Below are 19,623 nucleotides of genomic sequence, written 5' to 3'. Positions count from 1 at the left end.
TGACCTTAACGACGTTAAACTGTCAAGTGTGAGCACGGAACGCCGAGCGCCCCTCGACCGCACACGCGTCGCGGACGCCGCCCTCAAGCTGCTGAACGAGGTCGGTCTGGACGGCCTGACCCTGCGCGCCATCGCCAAGGAACTGGACGTCAAGGCACCCGCCCTGTACTGGCACTTCAAGGACAAGCAGGCGCTGCTCGACGAGATGGCGACCGAGATGTACCGCCGGATGATCGCTGGGACGCCCCTCGACCCCGCCGACACCTGGCAGGAGCGGCTGCTCAAGGCCAACCGCGGACTGCGCACCGCCCTGCTCGGCTACCGCGACGGCGCCAAGGTCTTCAGCGGCTCCCGCTTCACCGGCATCGAGCACGCCGAGCAGATGGAGGACAACCTGCGCCTCTTCGTTACCACCGGCTTCACTCTCGCCGACGCGGTCCGCGCGACCTCGACGACGTACTTCTACACCCTTGGCTTCGTCACCGAGGAGCAGGGCGTCGAGCCCATGGCGGGTGAACGCCGGGAAGGCTACGACGTGGACGAACGTGCCCGCCTGATGGCCGACTATCCCTTGTCGGCTCAGGTGGGCGCGGAGATCTTCGCTGATTACGACCGGCACTTCGAGGAGGGGCTGGTCCTTGTGATCGCCGGGATCGAGGCGCGGTACGGGGTCAGGTGAGCGCGGTTCGGTTGTGGGCGCCGATCCAGGTGTAGGCCAGGTCGCCGAGGAAGTGAGTCAGCAGCGCACCAGGGACGGCGAGCAGGCACCTTCACAGCGGTCGCTGTGGAGCAGGGAGTCGTCGAAGCGGGCCAGTCGCGCGACCAACCGCCCCCCGACACTGTCCGTGATCGTCCCCTGCTGCAACATCGAGTCGTACGTACCCGAGACGGTGACCAGCCTGGTCAACAACGAACGGGACGACTTCGAGTTCATCTTCGTCGAGGACCGGTCCTCCAAGGACAAGACGTACGAAGCGCTGCTGACGCTGACGAAGAGACTGAAGAACAGCCGGGTGTATCTGGTGAACGCCATCGGGCGGTTCGCGAAGCTGCGGGAGGTTTGGGGGACGTACGTTCCCTCGGATGCCTTCTGAGCGGGGAGATTCCTCGAAATCTGAGGAGATCTCTTCCCTTCGGATCCACCTGGAGTTCACGATCCGAAGGGTTTGTCGACGCACCATCCATCTCTGGCACGTATCTGATCACGGCCAGTACCTGTACATCTACACCACCGGCACGAGCACCGAGACACGCCCGGCCCTTAACTACAAGACCAAACGCCCCGGCGCGGCCTGGAGCGCCGCCAAGTTCTTCGCCGACGGCCCCCGGGACCAATATGACCCCGATCAGCAGAACACCACGGGCGAAGGCTGGGACACGTACCCCATGGCCGACGAGTACGCCCCGGGCAGGTTCTACGTGGCCTGGGAGTTCGACACCTCCCGGATCAAGGTGAACAAGCTCGACATCTCCGACGCACCCTGATCCACCCCCGCCGTGGCCCCTGTCGCCCGTCGCCGGGGGCCACGGCAGCATGGGGCGTCCGGACGTATGCACGACCGGAAGGTCCCCTGCCCATGGCCGCGGCTCCACGCTGTCCGGCTGGGACCACCACGACCCGAAGACGTCGACCCCGAGCTCGGCCCGATGGAACGCTGCCGATCGGGTACTTCAGAACGGGTAGCCCCATGCTTGAGCCAACTCCCGCAGGCGCGACGGAAGTTCGACGCCCGATTCGGCCGTGCGGCCGGGCTGGACGCGGCCGGATCTGATGGTGCTGGACCAGTCACCCAGCTGTGGGCGGAGCGTGCCGTGGTCCTTGCCGCCGTAATCGAGCATGCCGGGCTCCCAGGGGACACCGAGATACGCGCAGACGCCGCGGGTCACCCGCTCCGGTTCCGCGGTCAGTTCCTCGTACGTGATCACGTGGGCATCGAGGTTCCGTCTCGCCTCCTCCAGCTTCTCGCAGTAGCCGAGCACTTCGGCGCGGATGGCCTCGTGGTCGGGATCCGTTCGGCGGTTGGTCAGGGACGTGATGACCGCGGCCGGGTGGCGCAGCAGGACGATGTAGCGTGCCTGCGGCCAACATCGTTGCAGTCGCGGCCAGATGAGGGTGTTCGGCGGGGTCTTGTCGACGATGAGGTCCTTGCCGCTGTGAGTGAGCTCAAGGTGCAGCACCCGGTCCCACAGCACGTGTTCCAGCTCTTCCTTGTCGAGTTGGAGTTCCTGCATGGCGGCCGCGGTGAAATCGCGGGACAGCTGGACGTGCACAGTGCGCAGGTGCATCTCGTGCGGGGCCCGGATCTGGCTGTGGCTGTTCAACAGCATCCGCAGCAAGGTCGATCCGGAGCGCACCGAGGACAGCACGAAGACCGGCGACTCCACCAGGCGCGGGGCGGGCGGGGCGGTGTAGGAGTCCTCGGCCCTCCGAGGTGAGGGAACGGCGTTCAGGCCACCGCGCGGGGGACTCACAGCCTCCTTCATCAGCCTCCCCCGGCGCTTCAGTCCCTTTCCGATCGCAGCAATCCGAGGGTCTCGCACAGTGACACCTTTCTCTCGCGTTCGCGCCGTGCGATCCGCATCTCAGGGGTTGCGGATGAACTGCAGGTGTCAGGCGGGAGGAGCGCGTGTGTGGCAAGTGGCTGAAAACCATCCGTGACCTGTAGCTTTACCCCTTCCTTAATTCTCCATGGGAATCTTGATGCCCATGGGCGTGACGCCGTTGGTCGTCGCAGGTTCCGCGGCCGGTCAGGCAAGTGACAGTGCCGTCGTCTTGATTCACGACCGCGGGCCGGTTTCGCCGGGCAGGCCCGTAGAGCGGTCGGTGCGGGTCTTGCGTATGGCCCGAGTGACGACTGGGGGGAGCAGATCGACGGCGATGCGGCGGGCACGGGAGCGGGACTGGCGGAGTGGGCGGTCCGCGGCCGGGGTGCCGGGGAACTCTGCGGCGCGGGTGTCGGTGGCACATAGTGCCGTGAGCGTGGGAACGGCGGCGGCTGCATGCCCTTGGACCGGGTGCGGATCAGGCGGTGTCCCGCGGCCCCCTGCACGCTCAGCCCGCAGTCGGTGCGCTGCCGGAGCATGGTGAGCAGCGCCTCCTGCACGGGCTCGGGATCGCCCCAAGTGCCGTACAGCTTCAGCGTGCTGAGGCAGATCGGGCGCAGGCCCCGGTTGAGCACCGCCTCCCAGGCGGCGACGGAGACGCCCGAGGTGTGCTCGGAGCGGAAGTCGTCGAGGACCACGACGCCCTCGGGCAGCAGGATCTCCCGGGCCGCGTCCTACGTCGTCGTACACGTGCTCGTACAGGTGCGAGGCGTCGATGTGGAGGAAGCGGCAGGTGCCGGGGGCGACGTCCTTGGCGATCACCGAACTGGGTGCCTGGATAACGGTCGGCAGGGTGCCGTGGAAGGAGAGGTAGTTCCGCTCGACGGCCTGCCGGGTGAGGGAGGCGTACGACTTGTTGGTCTCGGCCTGGTTGGGCCCGTCCGGGGCGTCGCTCTCGAACAGGTCGCACACGGTGAACCTCTCGCCGTCCCGCAGACGCCGGCCCAGGAGGATCGCGCTCTTGCCCAGGTAGGCGCCGAGTTCCAGCAGGTCGCCCTCCACTCCCTGCTTCTCCTGCTGGTCGAGGAACCAGGTGAACAGCACCTGGTCGAGTGGCGGGAACCAGCCCGGCACGTCCGCGAGCTCGCCGGGGTACTTGTCAGTCGCTTGTGCGTTGGCCATGACACGAGCCTGCTCCCTGAGCGCCGTCCAAACCGACGACTGGTTGAACGTCGAGTGAACAGCCCCGGCTCGCCAGGCGCGACAAGCCCCGACGGCGCCGCACACGAAGGACGACCCCACGCGGCACGACCAGCGGAGCGCTACCGCGCCTTCGCCAGCACCGCCCGCAGCCGCGGCGCCAGCGGCTTCTCCACAAAGCGGTGGAGCAGCCATGCCAGCAGGAGCATCAGGCCGATCGTCAGGGCGAAGGTCTCCGCCGACGCCAGGCCCAGGCCGCGGTGCAGGGCGTGGATCACCGCCCAGCCGAGGTGCTCGTGCACCAGGTAGAACGGGTACGTCAGCGCCCCCGCCACCGTCAGCCAGCGCCAGTTCGCCCAGTTCAGCCAGCCCAGCGCGATCGCGCCGACCGCGACGAAGCCGAAGGCGACGACCAGGACGATGCCGAAGGACGTGCGGTGGGCGAAGGCGTTCGGGTCCGCAGCGTTCCACAGGTTCCGGACCGCGTAGTGCTGCCCGATCAGGAAGCTCACCGCCACGATGCCCCACGCGTAGGCGTCCCGCCGGTCGCGGTGGACGAGGTAGAGGCCGACGCCGCCGGTGAAGAAGGGGGCGTACTCGGGCATCAGGACTATGTCGAGCAGCGGCATGTTCGCGTTCTGCGCGATCACCGCCGCCAGCGTCCAGACCGCGCAGAACATGATCACTCGGCGGCGGCTCGCTCCGGGAAGCACGACGCACAGCGCGAACAGCGCGTAGAAGCGGATCTCCGCCCACAGCGTCCAGCACACCCCGAGCACCCGGTCCACGCCGAGCGGCATCTGCAGCATGGTCAGGTTCACCAGCGCGTCGCTCGGCGAGACCGCCTTGTAGGCCACCATCGGCAGAGCGAACACCGCTGCCACGAGCACCACCGCCACCCAGTAGGCGGGCAGCAGCCGGGAGGCCCGGGAGGCGAAGAACGACTTCAGGGGCCGGCCCCAGCCGCTCATGCAGATCACGAACCCGCTGATCACGAAGAAGACCTGGACGCCGAGGCAGCCATAGGCGAAGTACTCGTGCAGCGTGGGGAACTGCTGTTTGGGCGAGCTGCCCCAGGCCTCGGTGACGTCGCCGCCGCGGCCGCCGTAGTGGTACGCCGCCACCATCAGCGCGGCGACCAGCCGCAGCCCGTCCAAGGCCCGCAGCCGGGCCTGACGGGGTGGCCGTGCCGGCTCCGGCCGCCTGGTGGTCTGGGGGGCCGGGCGGACGGTCATGCTGGTCACGAAAATCCCCTCGACGGGTGGTCCTGCGGTTCCGTCGCAGCACACTAGTCCGAACCACAGGAAGGGCCTCGTTGACCGGCAAACCATTCGCCGCCCGGTCCCGAGGCGTTCACCTGGGCGTCGTTTTCGGTTTCTAGATTTTCTCAACATCCCCCCTACGTCGCGGTAATCGCAGGGAATGCGACCGCGAATTCAGCATTGCTTTGGCAAAAGAGACAGGAGTGCCATGACGCGGGTCCAGAACAGACGGGCACGTGCGGGTGGAGGGGAGCCGGACGACTGCGTGCGCGCCTGTGCGGTGCACAGCGGCAAACTCGTCGGCAGCCTCGACCGCCGCCGCACCGAACTCGCCGAGCAGCTGCGCAAGCTGCTCGTCGTGTCCAGCACGTCCCAGCCCGCCGCCTCCGCACCCGCCGGTGCCGGCGCCCTGCTCAAGCGGGCGGTCAAGGGCGCGGCGACGCCCGCCTCAGGGATCTCGAACGAGCTGCTCGACGCGCTGCTCGCCGTCGCCAACAAGGCACTGGAGTGCGGCTACGACGACGAGTTGGACCTCGCACTCGTCATCAGCGACACCGTCCTGGCCCAGCGCAAGAACTCCCGCGCCGGCTGGCGGCTGCGCGCCCGCCTCCTCGAGGCCCTGGGCGATGAGGACGGGGCCGTGGAGGCGTACGAGCGCTACGTCGCCCTCACCGACGACGACGGCTTCGGCGTCCGCGCCCGCATCGCCGGACTGCGCATGGCGAGTGAGAAGGAGCGCGAACTGCTCGCCCTGCTGAGGCGTCAGTGTCCGCGCGCCACGGACTTCGCCCGCGGCCCTGCCACCGAGGTGTGGGCCGAGGGCCTGGCCGCGCACGCGCTCGGCGACTGGACGGAGGCCGAGCCGCGGCTCGTGGGAGCGCTGCTTCGGCTGGCCGAAGAGGACGCCCCGGTCGCGGACCGGCAGGAGCTGCTCAGCCAGTATCTCGACCTGCGCACCGCCGTCCCGGGTGCCGACCTCCCCGAGCTCACCGAGGCCCTCGCGCTCTACGCCGAGCAGCGTCGCTCCCGGATGCGCGGACCGGTCACCGACCCGACCAACGGCGGCGTGCGGTGGATCAGCCTGGGCGAGTTCCGCAACCAGGTCGCCGGCAAGTCCATCTGCCTGATCGCCAACTCCGGCCGCGTCGGCAGCAGTTCGATGGGCGCCGAGATCGACGACTACGACCTGGTCGTGCGCTTCAACTCGTACAAGATCGACCCGAAGCACACCGGCACCCGCACCGACATCCACGCCACCATCCACAAGCACGGCTTCAACTGGGACAAGCAGGTCACCACACGGCTCGTCTTCGGCGGCATCTCCGGCGACTGGAAGTGGTCGCTGCGCAACCGCCTGGTGCCCGGCGCGCAGACCTGCCTCGGCGACGAGTCGCTGCGCTGGCCCGTACGCAACATCGGCAAGCTCGGCGCCGACGTCTGGTCGGGGATCCCGACCACCGGCTTCAACATGCTGTGGCTGCTGGACTTCCTGGACGTCAGCCCGACGCTCGACCTGATCGGCTTCGACTTCTACGAGTCCGGCGCCTACCGCGTCCAGGAAGCGATGAAGCTGGCCATCACGTCCGTCCACGAATACACCAGCGAGAAGGAATGGGTCATGCAGCGGGCCCAGCGCGTGACCGACATGAGGATATCCCTGCGATGACCACGACCTCCCCCACGCGGATCCAGGCGGCCGCCACCTCGTCGCACGCCCTCACCGGCAAGCGCCGCATCGCCTTCGCGTCGTACGTCGACGAGAACTACCTGCCCGGCTTCCTCGCCCTGCTGCGCAGTCTCGCCCTGTCCAACCCGGGCGTGTGCGAGGACTTCGTCGTCCTGTACGACGACCTGCGCCCCGCCTCCATCGCCCGCATCCGCGCCCTGCACCCGCGCATCGTGCTGCGCCGCGTGAACGACGCGCACTACGACTCGTACAAGAAGGGCGACCAGGACAACTACCTGGTGCGCAAGGCGTACTTCATCCTGGACGTCTTCCGGATGCGTGACTACGACACCGTCATCACGCTCGACACGGACATGGTCGTCCTCGGCGACCTGGGCGAACTGCTGAAGCTGCGCGAGGGCCTGGCGGCCGTGTCGCAGTTCTTCTACGGGCAGCACAAGCTCAACTCGGGTCTGCTGGTGATCCAGCGGGAGTACCTCAGCGACGCGTTCTGCGCCAAGCTCGACGCGACCGGACGCAGCGGCGACTACGAGCTCGACAAGCACGACCAGGGCATCCTGAATGCGGTCTTGGACGGCGACTTCATCCGCCTCGACCCGCGCTACAACTTCGTCAAGCGGCGGCTGTCCGGTGACCTGCCCGTGCCCGAGGACACCGCGATCCTGCACTTCACCGGCCGTCACAAGCCCTGGCAGGGCGGCGAGTCCGGGTACAGCCTGGCCGAGGAGAAGTGGCGCGAGTACGAGCTGGAAGACGCCGACTTCCACGCCGCCTACCTCGCCTCCTCCGGTGGCCTCCACCACGACCTGGTCGTGCACTGCGGCACCCCGCACGTCGCCCGCACCGGCGACGTCGAGACCGCCCGCAAGGTGGCCGCCGCGCACATCGCGACCGGCAACTACCAGGACGCCGTGGACATCCTCGAAAGCGTCCGCATCCCGCTCGACGAGGCCTGGCCGCACGAGGTGCTCGGCCACGCCCTGATGAGCGTCTCCCGCTACGACGAGGCCAGGGCCCAGCTGCTGCTGGCCACCGCCGCCCCCAACCGGGCCGCCACCGCCTACGCCCGGCTCGCCCAGATGGCCTGGGTGCACGGCGACAACGCCTCGGCCCTGAAGTACGCGACGAGCGGCCTGTCCGTCGACATCACCCACCGCTCCAGCCGCCTGTGGGCGCAGCGCGCGGCCTCCGTCCCCGCACAGGAGCAGGACAGCGCCGAGGACCAACTGGCCCATGTCGCCTTCTACATGGACCGGCAGGGCAACGCGGGCGACAAGCTCCTCCCCGAGAGCGTCCGCAGCGCCTTCGGTCCGGACACCACCTCCCGCCGCTGGCACTCCGTGCACGCCCACCGCCTGTTCGACGAGGCGGCGCTGGACAGCGTCAACGCCCGCCGCGGCCTCGTCATCGGCGGCGGCGGCCTGTTCATCCCGGACACCATGCCCAACGGCAACAGTGCCTGGCAGTGGAACGTCCCGGACGAGCTGATGCGCCGCATCGACGTACCGATCGTGGTGTACGCCGTCGGCTTCAACGCCTTCGACGGCCAGTCCTACCGCGCCAACCGGTTCCGGGAGTCCCTGCGCCTCCTCGTCGAGAAGTCCTCCTTCTTCGGGCTGCGCAACCACGGCTCGATCGAGAAGGTGCGCGCCATGCTCCCGGCCCACCTGCACGACAAGGTGCGCTTCCAGCCGTGCCCGACCACGGTGACGCGCCAGCTCGTGCCCGGCTGGCAGGACCCGGCGACCCGCGACGACACCATCCTGATCAACGCCGCCTACGACCGGGCCGCCCTGCGCTTCGGCCACGACTACGCCTATTTCCTGGCGCAGATGGCCCAGGCGGTCCGGGACCTCGGTGAGCTCGGCGAGGTGAAGTGCGTGGCGCACTCGCTCGACGACGAGAAGATCGCCTTCGACCTGCGCCGCGAGCACGGCATCTCGATGCCCGTCATCCCGATGTACGACTTCGACAACGACGGCATCCGCGACCTGTACGCCCGCACCAAGCTGGTGATCGGCATGCGCGGCCACGCCGGAATGATCCCGTTCGGCGTGGGCACGCCCATCATCAGCCTCATCTCGCACCCGAAGATGGCGTACTTCCTGAACGACATCGAGCGGCCCGAGTGGGGCGTGTCCGTGCACGACCGCCACCTCGCCGCCCGCCTCGTCGAGCGTGCCAAGGACCTGCTCGCCGACCACGACAGGACGGTCGCCGACGTGCACGGCCGCCAGCAGGAACTCTGGAAGATCACCGAGGCGAACGCGGCCGACCTGCGGATCATCCTGGGCGGCCAGGACTGACCAACTGACGACCAACTGACGTACTGACGTCAAGTGTTCATGTACCGGTAAAGGCGTGGGCTCCACGCTCCTCCGTACGCTCCTGTGAGCACGGCGATCAAGCACGCCGTGCTCACTGCTTCCTGGAGGTGCAACACCCATGCGAAGACACCCGAGACGTCGCGCGTCGCTGACCGTGGCGATATGCGGCCTGCTCGTAGCGCTGTCCGCGCCGACCGCGAACGCGGCCCCCACCACCCCCACTCCCCTCACCGATCCCGCCCGGGCGAGAGCGGTCGCCGCCGAGTTCGGTGCCGACCACACCGGCGGCGTCTACTACGACAAGGCCGGACAGCTCGTCATCGCCGTCACCGACGAGGCCACCGCGCGGGCCGTCCGCGCCGAAGGCGGCGTCGCCGAGGTCGTGAAGCACAGCACCGCCACTCTGACCTCCGCCCGCGCCACCCTCGACCGGCGGATCGCCGACGCCGACCCGATTCCCAACACCTCCTGGGGCGTCGACCCGAGCACCAACCAGTTGACCGTCGAGATCTTCGACGGCGTGTCCGCTGCCGACGAGAAGCGGCTCATGAGCCTCGTCGCCGGCTACGGCGACGCGGTGCGTGTCGAGAAGCTCCCCGGCACGATCAGGCCGACGGCCTACGAATCCGTCGGCGGCATCGGTATTTACTCGAAGGACGGCGGCTGGCACTGCACCCTCGGGTTCAACGCCCGCAACTCCTCCGGGCAGAAGTACTTCGTCACCGCTGGGCACTGCGCGAAAACCGATCTCGACCTCTGGTGGCACAGGGAGGCCGGGGGCAACTACCTCGGCAAGCGCATATGGTTCGACTACGGCGGCATTGACAAGGACTACGCCGTCATGGAGTACCGCGGCGAAGACCTGGCCGCCTACGGGTCCGTCAAGGCGGTCGGCACCTACTACGAGATCACCGACTCCCGCTACCCCAACGACGGTGAGTCCGCCAAGCGAGCCGGCGCCGTCAGCAGCGACCTCGTGGGCGAGGTGCTCTCGCCGAGCGAGACCGTCACCTACTCCGACGGCACGGTCCTGAAGAACATGATCAAGACCTCGCACTGCGCCCTCGGAGGAGACAGCGGCGGTCCGCTGTGGGCGGGGACCTACGCGCTCGGCATCACCTCCGGGACCAACACTCCGGACGGCGCGACGTGCAACAGCACCGTGAGCCAGTACCGGACGTACTTCCAGCCGGTGCACTGGGTGCTGGCCCACCACGGGCTGAGCGTGTTCTGAGCTGAGCGCCGGCCACCGCGGGGCATGCCCCGCGGTGGCCGGCGGCCGCCGGGCGTGTCAGCCGCGTACGGTCTTCCTCACCAGCCGGGTGAGACGGGAGCCGCCGCCCGTCGCCCTGTCGTCCTCATACGCCTTCCGCACCTGCTCGAAGTGGTCGGACCGCGTACGGCTCAGGTACTCGTCCCCGGTCAGCGGCTTGGCGATGGACCAGGCCCGCCGATGCTCGCCGGCGTAGTGGGCGACGTAGGCCTTGGCCAGTTCCAGCACGGACTTGAAGGGGATGCCGCCGGTGTGGTCGCGGTCGACGCGCTCCTGGACGGCCGAGATCAGCGCCAGCTTCTCGTCCAGGGAGAAGGCGTCCTCGGAGATTGTCTTCAGCACGTCCTCGGGGATCGGCCGCGTCACCTCGAAGGCGAGTGTGGAGCGGATCGGCGGCCCGGCGATCTCGACGTACGGCAGCAGGGCGCCCATGCTGTAGTGCAGCCAGGGCAGCCGGGGCCCCGCGAAGTCCTGGTGCAGGACCACCGAGCCGGGGCGCAGCCGGGTCAGGAAGCGCTCGGACACACAGCGGAAGACACGAGCCGTCTTGGCGATGTCGATGTGCAGGAACTCCACGGGGGTCGAGTCGTCCGGGTCGGAGGTCTGCCAGATGTCTCCGGCGTGGATCTCCAGGAACGGCAGGAACGGCTCGAGCCGGTCGCGGAAGTCGTCCAGGAAGGAGTTCTCGCCCTCGGGCCTGGTGCCGGCCGTGAAGAACTTCTCCGTGGCGAACGTCCCCTTGCCGACGCGGAAGAAGTCGTACGCGTGCAGCCGTCCCGTCTTCTCGTCGAACACCGGGCTCTCGCGCAGCCCGAGTGCGAGAGCGTACGTCGATCCGCCCCCGCCGGAGCCGAGTTCGACGATGCGGTCCCGGCCCGAGAGGTGATGACGCCCCAGCAGGTACAGGAACCGCAACTCCCAGTCGCTCACCTGGGTGTAGGGCAGGGTGTCCGGCAACTCGACGCTGTCGAACAGGGAATAGAGCCGGCCGAGCTTCGTCATGAGAGCCTCATGGGGTTCGGGTGGGCGGTGTCGTGATCCTAAGGGCACCGCCCATGCTTCGCCGTGAAATCAACGGGGCGGTTCGATAGTTCTCCGCTGTTTCCTCAATCGTGCTGCCCTGTTCACCCTTGATTGGCTCAAAGGCGAACCGCCTTCCTCAGCGCCCGCGCCCGCCGTACCACCCGGCGTGCGGTGGCGTTGCGGGGGAGGAAGGACAGCCGCTCCGGGATACCGCCGGGCAGCCCGAGGGAGGTCAGCCGCTTGCGCTTGAAGTAGCGCTGGGTGCGTGGACCGAAGTGCTGGGACAGGTAGCGTTCCGCGGCCGGGCGCAGGCCGGCGTGCATCTGTGGCTGCATGATGAAGCCGACTGCGGTGACGAGACCGTTCAGCGTGTGGACGGGCACGGCGTCGTCACCCTTGCCCTCCAGATCCGGGAGCAGCGCGTCGACGAGGACGGCGGGGATCCGGTTGCTGTTCTGGTAGGGCGTCAGACGATCGAGCAGCGGCTCGGTGCCGATGCGGGCGACCGGCAGGCCGTAGAACGCGGACGCCGTGAACAGCGCGGTAGAGAAGCAGCCGACGACCAGCGCGGGCGGCGCCTTCTCGAACAGCACCTCGGCGAGGACGGGCGTGTCCAGGACGGTGAGGTCCACGCCGAGTTTCTCGGCCTCGGTCTCCAGAGCCCGGCTGAAGCGGGCCGGCGCGGTCGGGTGCGGCTTGAAGACGATCGTGCGGTGCCCACGCGAGACCGCCCCGCGCATCATCCGCACATGCAGGTCCTCCTCCTCGGCGGCGGAGAGGATGTTCAGCGCGGACAGGTACTGGCCGAGCAGCAGCGCCGCGTCGCCGGGCAGGGCGGGCAGATCCGGCACGGCGTCCGTGAGGCCGCTCAGCACCTTCCGGAACGCCGGCGTCGGCACCACGTGCGCGGGCACGTCGAACTCGGTCAGCAGCATCGGGGTCAGCCCCGGCACCAGGTCCAGGTGCAGCAGCCGCCGCACGCGAGTGCCGACCAGCGGATCCAGCTTGTTGCGCGTGGGGCCGTAGCTCATCAGCCCGTCGGCGTAGACGTGGATCGGGGCGCCGGTGAACAGCTGGGCCACGGTGAGGGCGGGGGTGACCTGGATGGACTCCAGGACCAGCTCCACGAGGTCGTCGCCCAGGCCCCAGAGCAGCCGCACATAGCGCTCGAAGAGCGGGATGTCGTCAGGGCGCGGCGACCAGGCACCCGGGTGGAAGGGGCGGATGGCCTCGTTCCAGGACAGGACGGCGTCGAAGTGGTCGTGCAGCGACGCAAAGCCCGGCATCTCGTCGACGGACGGAGTGTTCTCCGGAGTCGCCGAGTTGTTGAAGACCAGCAGCAGGCGGCGGTCCGCCTCGGCGAAGCAGCCGGACTCGATCGCGGCCGCCAAGGTGACGGCGCCGTACAGCGTCGAGGCACAGAAGATCTGGGTGGTACGAGACATCAGGCGGCTGCCTCCGCCCTGGTGATCCGGCGCCGCAGGCGCCGCAGCTTCGAGGAACGGTGCATGTCCATGGTCTCCAGTACGTCACTGAGCGCGTCCTGCGGCATGCGCTTCATCGCCTCCGCGCTCCTCGCTCGCAGCTGCTTGGCCACGGACGGTTCCCATTTGGCCCCGTCGGCGAGATGGTGGGCGATGATCGCGCAGTACGTGCGCACCGCCTTGGGCAGCAGCCGGTCGGCGTCGCGGTCCGCCGCCGTCTCCTCGATGACCTGGTCGAAGGCGCGGATGAAGTCGAGTTGGCGTGCGTCGCCGATCTGCGTGAGGGAAGAGGTGACGCCGCGCCGGTAGAACACGCCCAGCAGGCTCACCACGGCGAACGACTCCGCCTCGCGGTGCAGCTTCCAGATCCACGGCCGGTCCTCGGCCGTACGCAGCCCGTCCGTGAAGTGCAGCAGACCGCGATCGAGGAGTCGGCGGTGATACGCGCCGGCCCAGGCGTAGGCGTAGTCCACCGAGGTCGTCCGGTCGGCGGGCAGGATCGCATCCCGCGAGTTCAGTACCTCGTTCCGCAGCCCGACCGGGGCCCGGTGCACGGACCGGGCGCGGGCGGTGGCCTGCACATGGTCGGTGCGGACGAAGTCGCAGCCCAACCCCTGGATGGCGCTCACCAGTTCGGCCAGATAGCCAGGGGCGAGCCAGTCGTCGCCGTCCAGGAAGGTCAGGTACTCGCCCCGCGCGGCGTCCAGGCCGGTGTTGCGCGCGGTGGCGAGCCCGCCGTTCTTCTCGTGGCGGATGTACCGCACCTGGGCGACGTCCGAGAGCTCCTCGGTCGCCCGTTCGAGAATTGCCGGCGTCTCGTCCTTCGAATGGTCGTCGACCAGTACGAACTCGAAGTCACTCCGAGCATTTCTGTGAAGGCTTCTGAGGGTGTCCGGGGCATATTGCTGCACGTTGTAGAACGGCACGATGACGGAGAGCTTTGGCACCTGCAAAAGGCTAGGAGAACGCCCGGCTCGGGAACTTTCCGGTGGGGGTACGGGGAGTGAACTCAATGTGTCGGAACGGTGCATCCCTTGTACTTTCCGGGAATCGGCAGGCCAGTTCGGCTCTCGGTGGGGTGTTGTTAACTTTTCGTTGAGTTGCGGTTGGGCCGGACCTAGAAATTGCTTCCTAGCGTCTCCGTTGTGCCAGCAAGTACAACGAAGCCCCTGCGAATTGCCGTCCTCGCGGACTCCGACACCCGCTGGAAATGGGGTGCGCTGACCGCGGACCGCATCGCGCCGGGCCTGTCCATGGAAGCCGGACCGCGCGGCGAGGCGCAAGTGAGCCCCGCCCTGGACGGATTCCTGCTGCGCGGCCGTGCCACACCCACGGCCCGCCAGTTGGCAGAGGTGGGCGTGCGCGCCGACTCCCTGAAGGAGGTCACGGCCGTCGAGTTCCTGCGCTCCATGGCGCAGGAGTCGTACGACGTCCTGGTCCTCTCGCTCGTCGGCGGCGGTGTGCAGGCCATGCTGCACGGCCTGAAGCGGGTCTGGGAGGGGCGGCCGGAGCGGCCGGTCGTCGTCACCGGCTATGTCGGCGTCGTCTACGAGAAGCTCGCCGACGGGCTGCTGCTGCGGCACGGCGCGGACCTCGTCCTCGCCAACTCCCGCCAGGACGCAGAGCGTTTCCGCGCGGTGTACGAGGGGGTCGGCGCCGACGCCTCGGCGGTGACCGAGGTGGCGCTGCCGTTCCTCGGCGGGGATCCCTACGCCGGCGAGCACGACCCGTACACGGTCGTCTTCGCCGCCCAGCCCTCCGTGCCGGACAGCCGCAAGGACCGTACGTACCTGCTGAACCGCCTGATCCAGCACGCGCGGCTGCACCCCGAGCGCGAGGTGCTGCTCAAGCTGCGCTCCAAGCCGGGCGAACACACCACGCACATCGAGGAGTTGCCGTACCAGAAGCTGGTGCAGCGGCTCGACCCGCCGGCCAACTTCCGCCTGGTCTACGGGAACATGGGCGAGGTTCTCGACCGCACCGACCTGCTGGTCACGATCAGCTCCACGGCCGCGCTGGAGTCGCTGCACCGCCGTATCCCCACCGTCGTCCTCACCGACCTCGGCGTGCGTGAGGTGCTCGGCAACCACCACTTCGTCGGCTCCGGCTGCCTCGCCTCCTGGGACCAGCTGGACGAAGGGCACCGGCCGGTGCCCGACGAGGAGTGGGTGTCCCGGCAGGGCGTCGCCGCGGACGGCTCGTACGCCACCGCCTTCGACGCGGCCCGCGAGCGTATCGCCACGCTGCTGGAGCGCCCCGGCGGACTGCCCGCCCTCACCCCGTACTACACACCCGCCACCGCGCCCGGCTATCTGCCCGGCATCCTCGCCCGCCACCACCTCGGCCCGGACGGCAGCCCGCTGCCCGGCGCCCCCGCCCACGACAAGGAGCCCGGCCCGGTCCGCCAGATAGTGCGCCGGGCGGCACGCGGCGCCTACCGGCACGGCGTGCAGCGCGTGGCACCTGTCATCCGGCGGATGGGGGAGCTGTGAGCCGCCAGATCCCACGTCAAGGAGCAGAACCCATGTCCCAGTCGGAAGCAGGTCCAGGCGCCTCGGTACGCCGGGTGCTCGCCGTGATCCCCGCCCGCGGCGGCTCCAAGGGCGTGCCCGCGAAGAACCTCACCCCCGTCGGCGGCGTACCGCTGGTGTCGCGTGCGGTGCGCGAGTGCCGGGCCTCCCGGCTGGTGACCGACGTCCTCGTCTCCACCGACGACCAGGGCATCGCGGCCGCCGCCCGCCAGGCCGGCGCCGAGATCGTGCTGCGCCCCGCCGCCATCGCCGGCGACACCGCCACCTCCGAGGCGGCCGTGCTGCACGCCATGGACGCGCACGAGGCGCTGCACGGGGCCCCGGTGGACGTCGTGCTCCTCGTGCAGTGCACCAGCCCGTTCATCGTCCGCGAGGACATCGACGCCGTCGTCAAGGCGATCGTCGCCAACGGCGCCGACACCTCCCTGACCGTCGCGCCCTTCCACGGCTTCGTGTGGCGCCACGGCGACGACGAGTCGGCCGCCGCGGAAGCCGAGCGCACGATCGCAGCCGGTGGCGGCTTCGGCGTCAACCACGACAAGTCCTTCCGCCCGCGCCGCCAGGACCGCCCCCAGGACTTCCTGGAGACCGGCGCCGCCTACGCGATGGACGCCAGAGGCTTCCGCGAGCACAAGCACCGCTTCTTCGGCCGCACGGAACTCGTGCGCACCGACCCCGCCCGGGTCCTGGAGATCGACGACCCGCACGACCTGGCCCGCGCCCGCGCGCTTGCCCCCCTCTTCGACGCGGACCGTCCCGGTTCGCTGCCGACCGCCGACGACATCGACGCGGTCGTACTGGACTTCGACGGCACCCAGACCGACGACCGGGTGCTGATCGACGCCGATGGAAAGGAGTTCGTCTCCGTGCACCGCGGAGACGGCCTCGGCATCGCCGCCCTGCGCAAGTCGGGCCTGAACATGCTGATCCTCTCCACGGAGCAGAACCCGGTCGTCGCCGCCCGGGCCCGGAAGCTCAAGATCCCGGTCCTGCACGGCATCGACCGCAAAGACCTCGCGCTGAAGCAGTGGTGCGAGGAGCAGGGCATCGCGCCTGAGCGCGTGCTCTACGTCGGCAACGACGTCAACGACCTCCCGTGCTTCGCCCTCGTCGGCTGGCCCGTGGCGGTCGCGAGCGCCCACGACGTCGTGCGCGGCGCCGCACGCGCGGTCACCACCGTTCCCGGTGGCGACGGCGCGATCCGAGAGATCGCCAGCTGGATCCTCGGCCCCTCTCTCGATTCCCTCACCAAGTAAGGACAGCTACCGCCATGAGCACCAACTCCCGCCTCCGCTCCTTCGGTTCGAAGACCGCCGGCCCGGGTCACCCCGTCTACGTCGTCGGCGAGATCGGCATCAACCACAACGGCGAGCTCGAGAACGCGTTCAAGCTCATCGACGCCGCCGCCGAGGCCGGCTGCGACGCCGTCAAGTTCCAGAAGCGCACCCCGGAGATCTGCACCCCGCGCGACCAGTGGGACATCGAGCGCGACACCCCCTGGGGCCGGATGACGTACATCGACTACCGCCACCGCGTGGAGTTCGGCGAGGACGAGTACCGCCAGATCGACGACTACTGCAAGTCCAAGGACATCGCCTGGTTCGCCTCCCCGTGGGACACCGAGGCCGTCGCCTTCCTGGAGAAGTTCGACGTCCCCGCCCACAAGGTGGCCTCCGCCTCCCTGACGGACGACGAGCTGCTGCGCGCCCTGCGCTCGACCGGCCGCACGGTCATCCTCTCCACCGGCATGTCGACGCCGAAGCAGATCCGCCACGCGGTCGAGGTCCTGGGCTCGGACAGCATCCTGCTCTGCCACGCCACCTCGACGTACCCGGCGAAGGCCGAGGAGCTCAACCTCCGCGTCATCAACACCCTCCAGGCGGAGTACCCGAACGTCCCGATCGGCTACTCCGGCCACGAGACGGGCCTGCAGACCACGCTGGCCGCGGTCGCCCTGGGCGCCACCTTCGTCGAGCGTCACATCACCCTCGACCGCGCCATGTGGGGCTCCGACCAGGCCGCTTCGGTAGAGCCGCAGGGCCTGCAGCGCCTCGTCCGCGACATCCGCACCATCGAGGCCTCCCTCGGCGACGGCGTCAAGAAGGTCTACGAGTCCGAGCTAGGCCCGATGAAGAAGCTGCGCCGCGTCGCCGGTGTGGTCGCCGAGGCGGAGATCGCCGCGGCGGCCGGCGAGCCGGTCGCGGTCTGAGTCCCAGCTCCCTTCAGAGCGCCTGTTGAGCGCCTTACGACTGGACGGTCGTACGTCGATGAGCCCCCGCGCCGGGAACCCCGGCCCCCGCACTCTCGCCTTCGTCGAGAGCCCGGTACAGCTGCTGAACGTACTGGAGTGGGCGCATGCCCAGGAGCATGCCCTCGGCGCGGGGCTCACCCTCGTCGTCCTGTCCCCGATCGACCCCATGACCCGAGGCCAGCTGCGCCGGATGGCCGAGCTGGCCCGGGAGGAGGGGCACGAGGTCCGCTGGGAGGAGGCACGGGGCGGCACGGCGGCCCCGTTCCACACGATCGGCGGCCTCGCCGGAATGCTGCGCCGTGCCGCCCGCGTCGTGCTGGGTGACCCCTTCTCGCGATACGTACAACTCCTGCTGACGATCACCAGGGCCCGCGATCTCGTCGTGGTCGACGACGGCACGGCGACCATGGAGTTCGTCGCCCAGCTCGCCCGCGGGGAACGCCTGGTGCGCTGGCACCGCAAGGGCGGCCGACCCGGCCCCCGGGACCTGGTCTTCGCGCCGGTGTCCGCAGCCGCCCGGAAGCGCCTGACGCCGAGCGAGGGCCACCGGGTCGAGATCTTCTCCTCGATGCCGATGGAGGAGACACCGGCGGGCGTGACCGTCACGGCCAACACCTTCGCCTGGACCCGCACCCGCTTCGGCCCGCCCCGCATCACCAAGGGCGCGGACATGGTCGGTACGTCGCTCGTCGAGACAGGCGTCGTCGACACCGACCGCTACCTGGAGGCGGTGAGCGCCCTGGCGAAGACACACGGAGCGACCCGCTACTTCGCCCACCGCCGCGAAAGCACCGAGAAACTGCACCGGCTGGCGGTGGAGACGGGGCTGGAGATCGTACGCCCGGACCTGCCGCTGGAGCTGATCGCCCGGCGCGGGCCCATCAGCCGGACGATCCTCAGCTTCCCGTCGACCGTCGTCCACACCCTGCCGCTGGCACTGTCCGGCACCGAGGTCCGCGTCGCCGTGTGCGACATCGACCCCGGGTGGCTCACGGAGAACGCCTCACCACGCGCCCAGGGCTTCCTGTCCGGAGTCACCGGGACGGCACGGGACGTCCACCGGCTGTCGGCGGTGAGCGCGGTTTAGCGGTTCAGGACCGGTACGGGGGCTTCTCCGCGAGGATGAAGGCACGGGGCCGCTGCTCCTCGGCACGGGCTTCACGCAGAAAGCGGGCGTGCAGCCGGAGACCCGCCTTGGTGAGGTGGGCGATGACGGTGTCCGGGGTGCGCCAGTAGCAGTCGAGGTCGATCTCCTGGCCGAAGCGCTCGGTCAGATGGAGGCGGTCCTCGGCTTCCCCGGACTGGAACGACAGCAGTACGTGCCCGCCCGGTACCAGGACCCGGTGGAACTCGGCGAACGTCGCGGGCAGATGCTCGTCCGGCACATGGATGACCGAGTACAGCGCGAGGACGCCGGCCAGCGTCTCGTCCGGCAGGTCCAGCGACGTCATCGACCCCACATGGAACCGCAACCCCGGATGCGCCCGCCGGGCCAGCTCCACCATCCGGGGCGAGATGTCCACCCCGAAGACCGGCAGGCCGTGGGCGTCCAGCCGGGCGGTGACATAGCCGGGCCCGCTGCCCAGGTCGGCGACGGGCGCGGGGGCGTGCGCACGGCACAGCTCGGCGAAGGCGGCGACAAGGCCCCGCTCCAGCGGCAGATCGGCCAGCCCGTCGGCGAAACGGTCGGTGTAGGCCCGGGCTATCGCGTCGTACGAGGCCCGGGTGGCGCGGAGAAAATCAGCATCGGCGTCGGTCACGCTCCGGCACCCTATCGGCGGAACGCCGGGGACCGGCCGTATCTCGGCCAGTGCGGTGCCTCGGTGCCTGCGGCAGCGTCGGCGGAGACCGAGCGGCGGCCACTGGTCGGCATCGCCGGGGAGTGAGCGGGCGGACGGGGGAGGAGCGGAGCCCAGGTCAGGGGCGGTGCGGTCGGCTGGGTGCGGACCGGTCTTGCCGGGTGTGGCCGGGGTCCGGCGGTATGCCGGGTGGGTTCGGCGACTTGGGGCCAGCGGCTTGAGGTCGGTGGGACGTCGGCCCC

16 protein-coding genes and 1 pseudogene are annotated in these 19,623 nt (G+C 69.3%); 10 read left to right on the top strand and 7 right to left on the bottom strand.

From position 1 onward, the window contains the following. Window positions 1-28: 28 nt before the first annotated feature. Genes AQJ91_RS07765 through AQJ91_RS07755 form a run of 3 tightly spaced genes read left to right on the top strand, consistent with a single transcriptional unit; the run spans window position 29 to window position 1,485 of the window. Window positions 29-679, top strand: a complete 651-nt coding sequence (locus tag AQJ91_RS07765; RefSeq protein ID WP_067017768.1) for a TetR/AcrR family transcriptional regulator — start codon at window positions 29-31, stop codon at window positions 677-679. Window positions 680-731: 52 nt separating this feature from the next. Beyond that, complete coding sequence (locus AQJ91_RS55260; protein ID WP_234381878.1) at window positions 732-1,094, top strand: glycosyltransferase; 363 nt, start codon at window positions 732-734, stop codon at window positions 1,092-1,094. Further along, window positions 1,084-1,485, top strand: coding sequence for a hypothetical protein (locus tag AQJ91_RS07755; protein ID WP_067017764.1), 402 nt, complete (start codon window positions 1,084-1,086; stop codon window positions 1,483-1,485). Before AQJ91_RS55260 ends, AQJ91_RS07755 begins: the two co-directional genes overlap by 11 nt. A gap of 186 nt (window positions 1,486-1,671) precedes the next feature. Here AQJ91_RS07755 and AQJ91_RS07750 read toward each other — a convergent pair whose 3' ends face one another. The 3 genes and pseudogenes from AQJ91_RS07750 to AQJ91_RS07740 form a co-directional block, all read right to left on the bottom strand. Further along, window positions 1,672-2,484, bottom strand: coding sequence for a sulfotransferase family protein (locus AQJ91_RS07750; RefSeq protein WP_079084751.1), 813 nt, complete (start codon window positions 2,482-2,484; stop codon window positions 1,672-1,674). A gap of 294 nt (window positions 2,485-2,778) precedes the next feature. Next, a pseudogene (locus AQJ91_RS07745) lies at window positions 2,779-3,726 on the bottom strand (class I SAM-dependent methyltransferase). Between the two features lie 140 nt (window positions 3,727-3,866). Then, complete coding sequence (locus tag AQJ91_RS07740) at window positions 3,867-4,979, bottom strand: acyltransferase family protein (RefSeq protein ID WP_067017760.1); 1,113 nt, start codon at window positions 4,977-4,979, stop codon at window positions 3,867-3,869. A gap of 235 nt (window positions 4,980-5,214) precedes the next feature. On the opposite strand from AQJ91_RS07740, the gene AQJ91_RS07735 reads away from it, so the two are divergent. From AQJ91_RS07735 to AQJ91_RS07725, 3 genes are all read left to right on the top strand, one after another. Then, window positions 5,215-6,672, top strand: a complete 1,458-nt coding sequence (locus AQJ91_RS07735; RefSeq protein ID WP_067017758.1) for a tetratricopeptide repeat protein — start codon at window positions 5,215-5,217, stop codon at window positions 6,670-6,672. Then, window positions 6,669-8,999, top strand: a complete 2,331-nt coding sequence (locus AQJ91_RS07730) for a glycosyltransferase (protein ID WP_067017756.1) — start codon at window positions 6,669-6,671, stop codon at window positions 8,997-8,999. The genes AQJ91_RS07735 and AQJ91_RS07730 overlap by 4 nt, the downstream gene beginning before the upstream one ends. A 139-nt stretch (window positions 9,000-9,138) precedes the next feature. Further along, the gene (locus tag AQJ91_RS07725) at window positions 9,139-10,254 is read left to right on the top strand and encodes a S1 family peptidase (protein WP_079084750.1); all 1,116 of its coding nucleotides are present in this window, start codon (window positions 9,139-9,141) and stop codon (window positions 10,252-10,254) included. Window positions 10,255-10,311: 57 nt separating this feature from the next. Here AQJ91_RS07725 and AQJ91_RS07720 read toward each other — a convergent pair whose 3' ends face one another. The 3 genes from AQJ91_RS07720 to AQJ91_RS07710 all read right to left on the bottom strand — a co-directional run bounded on the left by AQJ91_RS07720 (window position 10,312) and on the right by AQJ91_RS07710 (window position 13,747). Continuing rightward, the gene (locus AQJ91_RS07720; protein ID WP_067017752.1) at window positions 10,312-11,295 is read right to left on the bottom strand and encodes an O-methyltransferase; all 984 of its coding nucleotides are present in this window, start codon (window positions 11,293-11,295) and stop codon (window positions 10,312-10,314) included. A gap of 137 nt (window positions 11,296-11,432) precedes the next feature. After that, window positions 11,433-12,761: an alpha-2,8-polysialyltransferase family protein gene (locus AQJ91_RS07715; RefSeq protein ID WP_067017750.1), complete on the bottom strand. Its 1,329-nt coding sequence runs from the start codon at window positions 12,759-12,761 to the stop codon at window positions 11,433-11,435. Then, window positions 12,761-13,747, bottom strand: a complete 987-nt coding sequence (locus AQJ91_RS07710; protein ID WP_067018053.1) for a glycosyltransferase family 2 protein — start codon at window positions 13,745-13,747, stop codon at window positions 12,761-12,763. Before AQJ91_RS07710 ends, AQJ91_RS07715 begins: the two co-directional genes overlap by 1 nt. Window positions 13,748-13,945: 198 nt before the next feature. Here AQJ91_RS07710 and AQJ91_RS07705 point away from each other — a divergent pair, with 198 nt between their 5' ends. Genes AQJ91_RS07705 through AQJ91_RS07690 form a run of 4 tightly spaced genes read left to right on the top strand, consistent with a single transcriptional unit; the run spans window position 13,946 to window position 18,669 of the window. Next, window positions 13,946-15,292 (top strand): DUF6716 putative glycosyltransferase, encoded by a 1,347-nt coding sequence (locus tag AQJ91_RS07705; protein ID WP_079084749.1) that lies wholly within the window; start codon window positions 13,946-13,948, stop codon window positions 15,290-15,292. A 32-nt stretch (window positions 15,293-15,324) separates the two neighbouring features. Further along, window positions 15,325-16,587 (top strand): N-acylneuraminate cytidylyltransferase, encoded by a 1,263-nt coding sequence (locus AQJ91_RS07700; RefSeq protein WP_067017746.1) that lies wholly within the window; start codon window positions 15,325-15,327, stop codon window positions 16,585-16,587. A gap of 14 nt (window positions 16,588-16,601) precedes the next feature. Beyond that, the gene (locus AQJ91_RS07695) at window positions 16,602-17,540 is read left to right on the top strand and encodes an N-acetylneuraminate synthase family protein (protein ID WP_067017744.1); all 939 of its coding nucleotides are present in this window, start codon (window positions 16,602-16,604) and stop codon (window positions 17,538-17,540) included. 58 nt (window positions 17,541-17,598) lie between these two features. Continuing rightward, window positions 17,599-18,669, top strand: coding sequence for a hypothetical protein (locus AQJ91_RS07690; protein ID WP_067017742.1), 1,071 nt, complete (start codon window positions 17,599-17,601; stop codon window positions 18,667-18,669). Between the two features lie 4 nt (window positions 18,670-18,673). Here AQJ91_RS07690 and AQJ91_RS07685 read toward each other — a convergent pair whose 3' ends face one another. Then, window positions 18,674-19,342, bottom strand: a complete 669-nt coding sequence (locus AQJ91_RS07685) for a class I SAM-dependent DNA methyltransferase (protein ID WP_067017740.1) — start codon at window positions 19,340-19,342, stop codon at window positions 18,674-18,676. Window positions 19,343-19,623: the final 281 nt, after the last annotated feature.

Origin of the sequence: Streptomyces dysideae (assembly GCF_001514305.1) — a bacterium.
Lineage (GTDB): Bacteria > Actinomycetota > Actinomycetes > Streptomycetales > Streptomycetaceae > Streptomyces > Streptomyces dysideae.
Note: the sequence above shows the minus strand (reverse complement) of the source record. Positions and strands in the feature narration are given on the sequence as shown.

Excerpts from the sequence above, each read along its gene's own strand:
- AQJ91_RS07695 (WP_067017744.1), top strand. The coding sequence starts at position 16,602 with ATGAGCACCAACTCCCGCCTCCGCTCCTTCGGTTCGAAGACCGCCGGC.
- AQJ91_RS07735 (WP_067017758.1), top strand. The coding sequence starts at position 5,215 with ATGACGCGGGTCCAGAACAGACGGGCACGTGCGGGTGGAGGGGAGCCG.
- AQJ91_RS07715 (WP_067017750.1), bottom strand. The coding sequence starts at position 12,761 with ATGTCTCGTACCACCCAGATCTTCTGTGCCTCGACGCTGTACGGCGCC.
- AQJ91_RS07755 (WP_067017764.1), top strand. The coding sequence starts at position 1,084 with ATGCCTTCTGAGCGGGGAGATTCCTCGAAATCTGAGGAGATCTCTTCC.
- AQJ91_RS07720 (WP_067017752.1), bottom strand. The coding sequence starts at position 11,295 with ATGACGAAGCTCGGCCGGCTCTATTCCCTGTTCGACAGCGTCGAGTTG.
- AQJ91_RS07700 (WP_067017746.1), top strand. The coding sequence starts at position 15,325 with ATGTCCCAGTCGGAAGCAGGTCCAGGCGCCTCGGTACGCCGGGTGCTC.
- AQJ91_RS07740 (WP_067017760.1), bottom strand. The coding sequence starts at position 4,979 with ATGACCGTCCGCCCGGCCCCCCAGACCACCAGGCGGCCGGAGCCGGCA.
- AQJ91_RS07725 (WP_079084750.1), top strand. The coding sequence starts at position 9,139 with ATGCGAAGACACCCGAGACGTCGCGCGTCGCTGACCGTGGCGATATGC.
- AQJ91_RS07750 (WP_079084751.1), bottom strand. The coding sequence starts at position 2,484 with ATGAAGGAGGCTGTGAGTCCCCCGCGCGGTGGCCTGAACGCCGTTCCC.
- AQJ91_RS07690 (WP_067017742.1), top strand. The coding sequence starts at position 17,599 with ATGAGCCCCCGCGCCGGGAACCCCGGCCCCCGCACTCTCGCCTTCGTC.
- AQJ91_RS07730 (WP_067017756.1), top strand. The coding sequence starts at position 6,669 with ATGACCACGACCTCCCCCACGCGGATCCAGGCGGCCGCCACCTCGTCG.